Origin of the sequence: Reyranella sp., assembly GCF_004297265.1 — a bacterium.
Lineage (GTDB): Bacteria > Pseudomonadota > Alphaproteobacteria > Reyranellales > Reyranellaceae > Reyranella.
Window position 1 is genome coordinate 151,187 of the sequence record NZ_SCUT01000021.1, and the last position, 10,765, is coordinate 161,951.

The window sequence follows — 10,765 nt, forward strand, 5'->3', positions numbered from 1 at the left end:
TGGAGCGCGCCACTCCAGTGGCGCTCATGATTGCGCCACTGGAGTGGCGCGCTCCAATGACTAGCCTTCCATGCGCGTGAGGGCCCATTTCACGGTGGTGCCCTCCGCCGGAACCTGGCCGACCAACACGATCTGCTCGGTGCGGCGCACGCGGCCTTCCTCGCCGAGATAGATGCTCTCGGCCAGGCCGATGCCGGCGCCGGTCGCGCGCAGGCGCCAGCCGCGGCCGCTCGGCAGCCGCATCAGCACGGCCTGCCCGCTCTGCGCCAGGGTCGCCTTCACCGTCGGATGCAGGTGGAAGCGCACGATGTATCGCCGGTCCGGCACGGTGACCGGCCTGCCTTCGTAGCCGAGGAACGAATCCTCGCCGCGCAGGTCGCCGCCGTCGGGCGACAGCCAAAGGCGCCTGCGGTGGATGATGCCATAGAGCGAGCGGTAGCCGTCGTGGCACATGTCGAGCCACTGGGCGCCGCCATCGTCGGCGCGATCGATCAGCACGTTGCCGGCGCGATATTCCAGCGCCCCATGGTTGGTGATCTCGGTCGAATTGACGTCGTCGACCACCGCCGTCGAATGGGCCGCCGTGAAGCGCATGAAATGCTGCCAGTCGCGCGGCGCACCGGGATAGGTGCCGCAGTTCACGACCAGCCGCTCGTGCGCGGCGCTCATCTCGAAACTCAGGGTGCCGGCATGCGCGATGCCGTCCATGCCGCGGCCGGGCGGGCTTCCGGCGTCGGCGATCACCAGCGAGGTCCCCGCGGACAGCCGCTGGAAGCCGCTGGCCAGCGCCATCGTCGGCGCGACCTCTCCCGAACCGGTGCGCGCCAGCACGAGGTCGATCAGGCGGCGGTCGCCTTCCCATGTGCCGTTGAACAGCGCCAGCCCGCCGTCGCCATGGCGGAAGAAGCGCAGCATCGGCGCCATGCGATCGATCGCAGCCACCAGCTCGGCCGGCGCCCGGCGCTCGGCCGAAGCGAGGGCCGCGCGCACGTCGATCAGGTGGCGCAGCACGGTGAGCTGCAGGTGCGGCGCTCGCTCCGACACGATGCCGTCGTGCAGCACGTAGCGCTTCAGGAATTTCGAGAGCCGCGCCATCGTCTGCTCGAGGCTCTTCTCGAAGTATTTGCCGTCGCGGATGAAGGCGAGGTCGGCGAAGATCAGCGCCTTGTAGACGGACACAGCCTCGTGTCCGACCATGCCACGGCGCGCGACGCGGCGCAGATGCACCCTCTGCCGGCCGAGCGAGAACACGAAGCGCGCCGAGAAACCGGGATCGGCTGCCGCGGCCATCCATTCATAGTGCCGGATCCAGGCAACCATGCGCGCCGCCAGCACGTCGCGCTTCCACGTCACCGGAGACCAGCGCCATTCACGGTTGGTCCAGTCGTCGACCAGTTTCGCGGCAAGCAGCGCGCCGTTCGGATCGCCGTTGTCACGCAGGTCGCGCAGCCAGGCGAAGCCGTTCAGCGCATCGAGCCAGAGTGGCGCGGCGCCGGCACGCTGCCACGGCGGATCGTCCGAATCGGGCAGCACCACGCCGGCGGAGCCGCAAGCGGCGAATTCGCCGGCCAGCAACAGCCGCTGCCCGAGCACCGGATCGCCCGGCCAGGAATCCGCCGCCACCGCGAAGAAACTGTGCGGCGTGGCCTGGCCCAGAGTCAGAGAATAGAGCGACGAGCCAAGGAGCCAGCGGCCGAAGGCGCGACGCTCTCCCTTTGCCGCGGCAGAGGGGCGTGTCGGAACGGAACGGATGGGCCGGGCGCCGGAAACCAAAGGTTCCCCGGGCCGTCTTGTGTCAGCGACCAACGTCATCTTTTCGTTCTTTGGCCCGGGAGGCTCGAGTGGCCGGGCGGTGGAGGGATTTTGCAAGTTTACCCCAGCCGGAGCCCTCTGGCGATGGGTGGACGCGGTCTGGTCCGCCCCTTGAACGGCGACCGTCGCACCCCAGATTCATTCCAAGGGAAGGCCCTCAGGGATTCCCCGCCACTCGCTCCACGGAGGGGGGTTCAGAATGAGTCGCGTTTCCATGTTTAGTTCGCCCTTGCTGCTAGGCTTCGACCAGTTCGAGCGGACGTTCGACCGGCTCGCCAAGAATGCCGAGGGCTATCCGCCCTACAATATCGAGCGGATCGGCGAGAACGGGCTGCGCATCACCCTTGCGGTTGCCGGCTTCACGAGCGGCGAACTTGCCATCGAACTCGTCGAAAACCAGCTTACCGTGCGCGGCAAGCAGGTCGAGGATGGCGATCGGGTCTATCTTCATCGCGGCATCGCCGCGCGGCAATTCCAGCGGGCCTTCATGCTCGCCGACGGCATCGAGGTGATGGGCGCCCGTCTCGACAATGGCTTGTTGTCGATCGACTTGGTGCGACCGGTCCTGGAGCCCCGCATTCGAACCATCCGCATCGACTCCGGCAATGCCGCCGACAGCGCGGACCATATGATCGATATCACCGCACGTCGCAGCCGTTGAGGCGGGGCGCGTTGATGCTGCCAAGGAGGTAGCCATGGAAAACGAAAACAACGTCGTCATGTTCACCCCCCTCGCCGAGGAGGCGTTTCTGAGTCTCGGTGCCGAGCACATCGCCTACGTGAAGGAAGTCAGCCTTCCCGATGGCGCACATGCCGTCGGCATATTCTCGGCCGATGGCAAGCCGATGGCCTCGGCGCCATCGATCGAGATCGCCCAGGCGCTGATCCGCCAGCATGAGCTCGAGCCCGCGCTGGTGCACTGAGGACATTCGGCCGCGAAGGCTCGGATAGGGCGGTTCAGGCGGCGCTTTGCGCCTCCACCGTTTCGACGAGCAGCGCGTAGAGTGCTTCGGCATTCTCGGTCGCGCGCAACTTCTCCACGAGGCTGCGGTCACGCAACAGGCGTGACACACGCGCCAGCGCCTTGAGATGATCGGCGCCCGCACCCTCGGGCGTGACCAGCAAGAATACGATATCCACGGGGCGTTCGTCGATCGCGTCGAAATCGACGGGATGGGCCATGCGGGCAAAGACGCCCATGGGCTTCGTCATGGTCGACAGCCGGCCGTGCGGAATGGCGATGCCGCCGCCGATGCCGGTCGATCCAAGGCGTTCCCTCTCGAGCAGGCGGTCGAACAGCTTGCGCTCATCGATGTTGAAGAGACCGGATGCACGGTTGGCGAGTTCCGCCAGCAGCGCCTTCTTCCCGGTCGCCTTGGCGCTGGCCAGAACGGCGTCCGGACCGGTCAGCAAATCGGCGATTTCCACAATGTCACCAATGGGTTAGCGAGCGCAAACTTTGGTCGCCCCTGCGAAGGGTGCGCCCCTATAGGCGCGTCCCCCGGTCGGGTCAAGCCATGGTTCGCAGGCACCCCGCGCCCCGCCGGCAGCCCGCCTCAGTCGGCCGACCCGCTCATCGCCTGAGCGGCGGCGGCGGCGGCATGCGACAGAACTGAGGGCATCTGGCGGCTCATGCCCAACCGGCCCAGGCGACGACGCTCCGCCGACGACGGTATGCGCATGGCCTCGCGATACTTGGCCACGGTGCGGCGTGCGATCTCGATGCCCTCGCCCTTCAGCAGGTCGACGATGCGGTCGTCGCTGAGCGGCTGGTGTGCATTCTCGCCCCCCACGAGCAGCCTGATTCGGGAGCGCACCGATTCGGAGGAGACGACGACGCCCGGCGTCCGCGCCGGCAGCGCCGAGGTGAAGAAGTACTTCAGCTCGAAGATGCCGCGCGGGGTGTTGATGTACTTGTTCGAGGTGACGCGGCTCACCGTGCTCTCGTGCAGCTCGGTGGCGATGGCGATGTCGCGCAGCACCAGCGGCTTCAGCGCGCTGACGCCGTGGCGGAAGAAGCCGTCCTGCTGGCGCACGATCTCGCGCGCGACCTTGAGGATCGTGGTGGCGCGCTGCTCCAGCGTCTTGACCAGCCAGTTGGCCGACTGGAACCGCTCGGCGACGAAGTCGCGATCGGGCTTGGCGCGCGCCCCCTTCATCAGCGTTGCGTGATAATTGCGATCGACCAGGACCTTGGGCAACGCATCGGTGTTGAGCTCGATGTGCCAGCCATCCTCGCCGGTCTCGGGATCCTTCGCGGGCGTCAGGTAGAGATCGGGCTGCACCGGCTGAATCGGTTCGAACTCGAAGCCCTGGCCCGGACGCGGGTCGAGCGTGCGCAGCTCGGCCAGCATGTCGCGCAGATCCTCGTCATCGACACCGCAGCGACGGCGGAGCTGGCCCAGTTCGCCGGCGGCGACGAGGTCGAGATTGTCGAGCAGCGCCTTCATCGCCGGATCGAGACGGTTGCGTTCGGCGAGCTGCGCGCCCAGGCACTCGGCGACGGTGCGGGAGAAGAGACCGGCAGGCTCCATCTGACGCAACCGCGTCCAGATCTTTTCGACGAGCGCGATGTCGGTGGCGACGGCCTCGGCGACGGCGGCCGCGTCGAGGCGGCAGTAACCGGCCTCATCGAGGCCCTCCGCGATCTTCAGCGCGATGCGGCGCTCCGCCGGACGCTCGAACATGAGTTCGATCTGCTCGAGCACATGAACGGCCAGCGATTGCGGACGCTCGGCCACGAAATCGAGCGCCTCGGGCGCGTCCTCACGCTGGCCGGAGCGGCTCGCGGCGGCATCGCCGCCGCGATCGGCATGTTCGCGGGTCCAGCGATCGTCGGCGTCGGCGAGGGCCGGCGCCGCCGCTGAGAGGGCTTCGGCCGTATCCCGTGGGGCCTCGATGGCGGGGCCTTCGTAGTCGGCCGAAGGACCGTCTTCCGAGGAGCCCTCGGCCAGCAGCGGATTCTTTTCCAGTTCCTGTTGGATGAAAGCGGCAAGCTCGAGGTGCGAGAACTGCAGCAGCTTGATGGCCTGCTGGAGCTGCGGCGTCATCGCCAAAGTCTGGCGTGACGCGAGGATTAGACTCGGACCGATACGCATGGCACCCCACCCCTGAAGGTCTGTGGACCTCCCCGTGAGGAATTTAAAGCAAAAACCGTGCCAAAGTCAGCGCGACTGTGTTTTCAGTGCGCGAAAATATCCGTCTCCGGCCAGCCGGCAATGTCGAGACGCGCACGGGTGGGCAAAAAGGCGAAGGCGGCGTCGGCCAGCTCGCGGCGACCTTCGCGTTCCAGGAGCAGGTCGAGCCTGGCCTTGAGGGCGTGCAGATGCAGCACATCTGAAGCGGCGTAGGCAAGCTGCTCATCGGTCAGGCTGTCCGCCCCCCAGTCCGAGGTCTGCTGGTGCTTGGAGAGATCGACGCCCAGCAGCTCCCGGCACAGGTCCTTCAGCCCGAAGCGATCGGTGAAGGTGCGCACCAGTTTGGCGGCGATCTTGGTGCAATAGACCGGCTCGCAGCGCACACCGAGCGAATGCTCGAGCACGGCGATGTCGAAGCGACCGAAATGGAAGAGCTTCAGCACCTTGGGATCGGCGATCAGGGCGGCGAGCCGCGGCGCCTTGGCCGGGCCCTTCGGCGCTCCCCGCGGAATCTGGACCAGATGGGCGTTGCCGTCGCCCGCCGAGAGCTGAACGAGGCAGAGCCGGTCGCGATGGGGGTTGAGTCCCATGGTCTCGGTGTCGATGGCGACGACGGAGCCGAACGAAATATCCGCGGGAAGATCGCCACGGTGAAGGCTGATCGCCATCTAGAAATGCTCCGGCTGGCCAGTACGCTGCCCGGGTGCATAGTGCTCGGGCGACGCCTAAAGTGTTGATATTCCACATGAAGATGCGGGCGCGCGCTCAGTATGTACGCCAGTCCGGAGGCGCAGTCCATCTTGCCGGGATGGACGACAACGCGCGGCATGAACTTTGGTCTTGAGCGGTCGGCGCCGGCTTTGTCGCGCGACCGTTATCGATCCATGCGAGAAGAAATTGCTATAGTGGATCGTCGGCATCGGACCGGGGCCTAGAGTACAGATGCAATGAATTACATAGTATTGGCGATCGTCGGGTTGTTTTCCGTCGTCGGCGCCCTCGTCGGGTGGCGGCGCGCGACAGCCAACATCGAGAACCCTCCCGGCAAGTATGATTTCCCGGGTGGCATGAGCCGCCGCGACCATCTGCGCATTCTCGCCCGAAAGCACCGGCGGTGGCGGATTCCGATCACCCTGGCCTATGCCGCCGCGAGTGGCGCGGCAGGCTTCGCCCTCTTGATGGTCTATGCTGTTTTCATCCGGCGTTGATCCGCGGGCGACGTCGCTGCCGCCGGCCGCTGAAGCGGCTCGAATAGCTGGCTACGAATGAGAAACCAGCCGCATGGTGCCCAGGAGAAGACTCGAACTTCCACGCCTCGCGGCGCTAGTACCTGAAACTAGTGCGTCTACCAATTCCGCCACCTGGGCACGGCATGCGGTCTAGTGCGGGCGCTGAGTTAGGGCCGCGTCGCGCTATTGTCAACCGCGGCCCGCTACGCCCCTTGCACTGTCATGGGTTTGGGCTATAGGCAGCTTCCATGAGTATCAAGCAGGTCACGGTCTTTGGCGGCAGCGGCTTCGTCGGCCGCGCCATCGTGCGGGCGCTGGCGCACGAGGGTTACCAGGTCCGCGTGGCCTGCCGACGTATCGAGCTTGCAGAGCCGATCAAGACCGCAGGCGATGTCGGCCAGATCACCATCCTGCGCACCAACCTGCGCAATCCCGCTTCGGTCGCGGCCGCCATCTCCGGCAGCCAGGCGGTGGTCAATGCCTCCGGCATCGCCTTCCAGCGCGGCCGCCAGAGTTACCGGACCGTCCATGTCGAGGGCTCCCGGGCCATGGCGGAGGCCGCCAGGGCCGCCGGCGTGCAGCGCCTGGTGCATATGTCCGGCATCGGGGCGGACCAGCGCAATTCAACGAACAAGTACATACGCTCCAAGGTCGACGCCGAGGACGCGATCGTCGCCGGCTTCGCGGACGCCACGATCCTGCGTCCGAGCGTGGTCTTCGGACCCGAGGACGCGATGTTCAACCGCATGGCCCAGATCGCCCGTCAGGCGCCGTTCCTGCCGGTGGTGGGCGACGGTTCGGCCAAGGTCCAGCCGGTGTTCGTGGGCGATGTCGGCTCCGCTGTGGCAGCCGTGCTGGCGCGGCCCGACACGGCCAGAACCGTGTTCGAGCTGGGCGGCCCGCGGATCTACACGTATCGCGAGGTCGCCGCCCTGGTGCTGCGCGAGATCGGCCGCGACAAGCGGATCGTCGGCGTTCCGGCTGGCCTGATGCGGATCGCGGGCTTCTTTGCCGAATTCCTGCCCGTGCCGCCGCTGACGCACGATCAGGTCGACCTGCTGGTGACCGACAACGTCGCCCGCCCCGGCGCTCCCGGTCTTGCCGCGCTCGGCATCGAGCCGACCGCCGCCGAGGCCATCCTGCCGATGTACCTCGACCGCTACCGCGTCGGCGGCCGCTACAACCAGCACGCGCCAGCCTGATTGACCAACAAAGGCGTCACGGAAGGCGCTTATGCTTGCCCAGAGCATTTGGTCCTAAAACGGAACCAAATAGGGATTGATAGAATCGCCCCGCGCGAAAATAAGAGAAGGGACCTGATCTATTCTCTAAATTAGGTCAGCACCATTGACTATCGGCGAGGCGCATGGTTAAAGGCCTCCAACAAAGCAGCAATGGCGCGATCGGCGCGCTTCTTGCGTAATAAAATTTCACAATCAATCCGAGGAGGCCGGAGATGGCCGAGAGGATGCTGAAGTTCGTCGGAACGCCGCAAGCCATGCCCGACAAGCGGCCGGCAGCCGAACGCCGTCGCGACTTCGACGAGATCTACGAGAGCTTCGCCAAGGACAGGGCGGCCGAACAGGCCGCGCGCTGCTCGCAATGTGGCGTGCCCTTCTGTCAGATCCATTGTCCGCTTCACAACAACATCCCCGACTGGCTGAAGCTCACAGCCGAGGGCCGGCTCGAGGAGGCCTACGAACTCTCCTCCGCGACCAACAACTTCCCGGAGATCTGCGGCCGCATCTGCCCGCAGGACCGGCTGTGCGAAGGCAACTGCGTCATCGAGAAGGGGTTCGAATCCGTCACGATCGGCTCGGTCGAGAAGTACATCACCGACACCGCCTGGCAGCGCAGCTGGGTGAAGCCGATCCGGCCGCGGCGCGAGCGGCCCGAGAGCGTCGGCATCGTCGGCGCCGGCCCCGCCGGCCTCGCCGCCGCCGAGCAGCTGCGCCGCAAGGGCTACCAGGTGGCGGTCTACGACCGCTACGACCGGGTCGGCGGCCTGCTGATCTACGGCATCCCGAACTTCAAGCTCGAGAAGGAGATCGTGCAGCGCCGCGAGAAGCTGCTGCGCGATTCGAAGGTCATCTTCCACCTGAACTGCGAGGTCGGCCGCGACGTCTCGCTTGACGAGCTGCGCGCGCGTCACGGCGCCGTGCTGATCGCGACCGGCGTCTACAAGGCGCGCGACATCGCCGCCCCCGGCGTCGGCCTGCCCGGCATCGCGCCGGCGCTCGACTATCTCACCGCCTCCAACCGGCAGGGGCTGGGCGACACCGTCCCCGGGTTCGAATCCGGCGTGCTGAACGCGGAAGGCAAGAACGTCGTGGTGATCGGCGGCGGCGACACGGCGATGGACTGCGTGCGCACGGCCGTGCGCCAGGGCGCGAAGTCCGTGAAGTGCCTCTACCGCCGCGACCGCGCCAACATGCCGGGCTCCCAGCGCGAGGTGAAGCACGCGGAAGAGGAAGGCGTCGAGTTCGTGTGGCTGGCCGCCCCGCAGGCCTTCCTCGGCCAGGAGACGGTGAGCCACGTCCGCACCGTGCGCATCCATCTCGGCATGCCCGATGCGTCGGGCCGCCAGACGCCGCAGGAGATTCCCAACAGCCATGTGAACATCGAGGCCGATCTCGTGCTGAAGGCGCTGGGCTTCGATCCCGAGGACCTGCCGGCCGCGATGAGCGCGCCGGATCTCGGCGTCACCGGCTGGAACACGCTCAAGATCGACTGGAAGAGCATGATGACCAGTCTCGACGGCGTCTTCGCCGCCGGTGACATCGTGCGCGGCGCGTCGCTGGTCGTATGGGCGGTGCGCGACGGCCGCGATGCCGCCGAGCGCATCCACACCCATCTGACCACCAAGGCGCTGGCCGCCCAGAGCATCGCGGCGGAGTAGACCATGCTGACGGTCTATGACTTCACCGGGTCAGGCAACGGCTACAAGGTGTGGCTGCTGATGTCGCAGCTCGGGGTGCCGTTCGAGCGCATCGAGCGCGACATCCTGAAGGGCGAGTCGCGCACGCCTGAGTTCCTGAAGAAGAACCCGAACGGCCGCATCCCGACGCTCGAACTCGAGGACGGCACCTTCCTCTTCGAGTCCGGCGCGATCCTCTGGTACCTCGCCGAGGGCACGCCGTTCGCACCTTCCGATCGCCTGTCCCGTGCGCAGACGCTTCAATGGATGTTCTTCGAGCAGTACAGCCACGAGCCCTATATCGCCGTGGCGCGCTTCTGGAAGCATTTCCTCGACAAGCTCTCACCTCAGCAGGAAGCCAATCTGCCGGACATCATGAAGAAGGGCTACGCGGCCCTCGACGTGATGGAGAAGCATCTCGCGACGCGGCCGTTCTTCGTCGACGACCGCTACGGCCTCGCCGACGTTGCGCTCTATGCCTACACGCACGTCGCCGACGAGGGCGGGTTCGACCTGTCGCGCTATCCGAACATCACGGCGTGGATGGCCCGCGTGAAGGCGCAGCCCGGCCATGTCGCGATCGATCACACGTTCTGACCAGGGAGAAGAAGAAGATGCCGATGATCAACGTCCAGATGTTCGAGGGCCGTACCATCGAACAGCGTCGCGCGCTGGCGAAGGAGCTGACCGAGGGCACCTGCCGCGCGCTGGGCTGCACGCCCGACGCCGTGCAGATCATCCTGACCGACATCAAGAAAGAGAACTGGGCCGAAGCCGGCAAGCTGTTCTCCGACACATGACCTCACTCGATTAGGCAGCCGCCGCGTTGCTCACCCCCTCCCGTCCTCCCCCGTCATACGGGGGAGGTGGCCGAAGGCCGGAGGGGGAAAGCCACAGGAAGGATCAAGACCATGACCACACGTCCCTTCGATGCCGAGCAGTTCGTCCGCGACTACAAGAGCGGGACCGAGAAGCTCACCGCCGCCTACGGCTACAACCCCGCCCAGGAGCTGGACTCCTGCGGCGTCGGTCTCGTGGTCGCGCTGGACGGCAAGCGACGCCGCGACGTGGTCGCGGCCGGCATCGATGCGCTGAAGGCGGTGTGGCACCGCGGCGCGGTCGACGCCGACGGCAAGACGGGCGACGGCGCGGGCCTCCACGTCGAGATCCCGCAGGACTTCTTCAAGGAATATGTCCGCGATTCGAGCGGCGAGGTCCCGCAGGTCGGGCGCATCGCGGTCGGCATGGTGTTCCTGCCGCGCACCGATCTCGGTGCGCAGGAGCGTTGCCGCACCATCGTCGAGACCGAGATCCTGCGCTTCGGCCACACCATCCTGGGCTGGCGGCAGGTGCCGGTCGACATTTCGGTCATCGGCGCCAAGGCCAACGAGACGCGGCCAGAGATCGAACAGATCCTGATCGGCCGCGGCGATGCGAAGCTCGATAATCGCGAATTCGAGAAGCAGCTCTACATCCTGCGCCGGCGCATGGAGAAGGCGGCGCTCGCCGAGAACATCGCCGAGTTCTACGTCTGCTCGCTCAGCTGCCGTTCGGTCGTCTACAAGGGCATGTTCCTCGCCGAGCATCTGTCGGCCTTCTATCCCGACCTGCTCGACGAGCGCTTCGTCTCGCGCTTCGCGATCTTCCATCAGCGCTATTCGACCAACACC

At 66.3% G+C, this 10,765-nt stretch carries 11 protein-coding genes, 1 tRNA gene and 1 pseudogene; 8 read left to right on the forward strand and 5 right to left on the reverse strand.

Translation table 11 applies throughout. From position 1 onward, the window contains the following. Window positions 1–60: 60 nt before the first annotated feature. Complete coding sequence (locus tag EPO41_RS08280) at window positions 61–1,623, reverse strand: heparinase II/III family protein (protein ID WP_296323097.1); 1,563 nt, start codon at window positions 1,621–1,623, stop codon at window positions 61–63. 388 nt (window positions 1,624–2,011) lie between these two features. Between EPO41_RS08280 and EPO41_RS08285 the strand changes: the two genes are divergently transcribed. Both EPO41_RS08285 and EPO41_RS08290 read left to right on the forward strand, forming a co-directional pair. Then, window positions 2,012–2,473 (forward strand): Hsp20 family protein, encoded by a 462-nt coding sequence (locus EPO41_RS08285; protein ID WP_296323099.1) that lies wholly within the window; start codon window positions 2,012–2,014, stop codon window positions 2,471–2,473. Window positions 2,474–2,507: 34 nt separating this feature from the next. Continuing rightward, window positions 2,508–2,735 (forward strand): DUF1150 family protein, encoded by a 228-nt coding sequence (locus tag EPO41_RS08290; RefSeq protein WP_296323101.1) that lies wholly within the window; start codon window positions 2,508–2,510, stop codon window positions 2,733–2,735. Window positions 2,736–2,769: 34 nt separating this feature from the next. Here the strand turns inward: EPO41_RS08290 and EPO41_RS08295 are convergent, their stop codons facing one another. The 3 genes from EPO41_RS08295 to EPO41_RS08305 all read right to left on the reverse strand — a co-directional run bounded on the left by EPO41_RS08295 (window position 2,770) and on the right by EPO41_RS08305 (window position 5,617). After that, on the reverse strand, window positions 2,770–3,240 hold the full coding sequence (locus EPO41_RS08295) for a PTS sugar transporter subunit IIA (protein WP_296323103.1): 471 nt from the start codon (window positions 3,238–3,240) through the stop codon (window positions 2,770–2,772). A gap of 128 nt (window positions 3,241–3,368) precedes the next feature. Next, window positions 3,369–4,910 carry an RNA polymerase factor sigma-54 gene (rpoN, locus tag EPO41_RS08300; protein ID WP_296323105.1) on the reverse strand — a complete coding sequence of 514 codons (1,542 nt, stop codon included), beginning with the start codon at window positions 4,908–4,910 and terminating at the stop codon, window positions 3,369–3,371. Window positions 4,911–4,993: 83 nt separating this feature from the next. Next, window positions 4,994–5,617 carry a ribonuclease H-like domain-containing protein gene (locus EPO41_RS08305; RefSeq protein ID WP_296323107.1) on the reverse strand — a complete coding sequence of 208 codons (624 nt, stop codon included), beginning with the start codon at window positions 5,615–5,617 and terminating at the stop codon, window positions 4,994–4,996. 294 nt (window positions 5,618–5,911) lie between these two features. Between EPO41_RS08305 and EPO41_RS08310 the strand changes: the two genes are divergently transcribed. After that, the gene (locus EPO41_RS08310; RefSeq protein WP_296323110.1) at window positions 5,912–6,157 is read left to right on the forward strand and encodes a hypothetical protein; all 246 of its coding nucleotides are present in this window, start codon (window positions 5,912–5,914) and stop codon (window positions 6,155–6,157) included. Window positions 6,158–6,231: 74 nt separating this feature from the next. On the opposite strand, the gene EPO41_RS08315 is transcribed toward EPO41_RS08310, so the two are convergent. Then, window positions 6,232–6,316 (reverse strand) — tRNA-Leu (locus EPO41_RS08315). A 110-nt stretch (window positions 6,317–6,426) separates the two neighbouring features. On the opposite strand from EPO41_RS08315, the gene EPO41_RS08320 reads away from it, so the two are divergent. The 5 genes and pseudogenes from EPO41_RS08320 to EPO41_RS08340 all read left to right on the forward strand — a co-directional run. Continuing rightward, the gene (locus tag EPO41_RS08320; RefSeq protein WP_296323112.1) at window positions 6,427–7,380 is read left to right on the forward strand and encodes a complex I NDUFA9 subunit family protein; all 954 of its coding nucleotides are present in this window, start codon (window positions 6,427–6,429) and stop codon (window positions 7,378–7,380) included. A 254-nt stretch (window positions 7,381–7,634) separates the two neighbouring features. Next, on the forward strand, window positions 7,635–9,077 hold the full coding sequence (locus EPO41_RS08325) for an NAD(P)-dependent oxidoreductase (protein ID WP_296323114.1): 1,443 nt from the start codon (window positions 7,635–7,637) through the stop codon (window positions 9,075–9,077). 3 nt (window positions 9,078–9,080) lie between these two features. Continuing rightward, entirely contained in the window at window positions 9,081–9,692 is a 612-nt protein-coding gene (locus EPO41_RS08330) for a glutathione S-transferase family protein (protein ID WP_296323116.1), read from the forward strand. Beyond that, window positions 9,635–9,895 carry a 4-oxalocrotonate tautomerase gene (locus EPO41_RS08335; RefSeq protein WP_363246956.1) on the forward strand — a complete coding sequence of 87 codons (261 nt, stop codon included), beginning with the start codon at window positions 9,635–9,637 and terminating at the stop codon, window positions 9,893–9,895. The genes EPO41_RS08330 and EPO41_RS08335 overlap by 58 nt, the downstream gene beginning before the upstream one ends. Before the next feature lie 111 nt (window positions 9,896–10,006). After that, window positions 10,007–10,765: pseudogene (locus tag EPO41_RS08340) on the forward strand (glutamate synthase subunit alpha); the annotation flags it as partial.

Excerpts from the sequence above, each read along its gene's own strand:
- EPO41_RS08285 (WP_296323099.1), top strand. The coding sequence starts at position 2,012 with ATGAGTCGCGTTTCCATGTTTAGTTCGCCCTTGCTGCTAGGCTTCGAC.
- EPO41_RS08290 (WP_296323101.1), top strand. The coding sequence starts at position 2,508 with ATGGAAAACGAAAACAACGTCGTCATGTTCACCCCCCTCGCCGAGGAG.
- rpoN (WP_296323105.1), bottom strand. The coding sequence starts at position 4,910 with ATGCGTATCGGTCCGAGTCTAATCCTCGCGTCACGCCAGACTTTGGCG.
- EPO41_RS08305 (WP_296323107.1), bottom strand. The coding sequence starts at position 5,617 with ATGGCGATCAGCCTTCACCGTGGCGATCTTCCCGCGGATATTTCGTTC.
- EPO41_RS08320 (WP_296323112.1), top strand. The coding sequence starts at position 6,427 with ATGAGTATCAAGCAGGTCACGGTCTTTGGCGGCAGCGGCTTCGTCGGC.
- EPO41_RS08325 (WP_296323114.1), top strand. The coding sequence starts at position 7,635 with ATGGCCGAGAGGATGCTGAAGTTCGTCGGAACGCCGCAAGCCATGCCC.
- EPO41_RS08330 (WP_296323116.1), top strand. The coding sequence starts at position 9,081 with ATGCTGACGGTCTATGACTTCACCGGGTCAGGCAACGGCTACAAGGTG.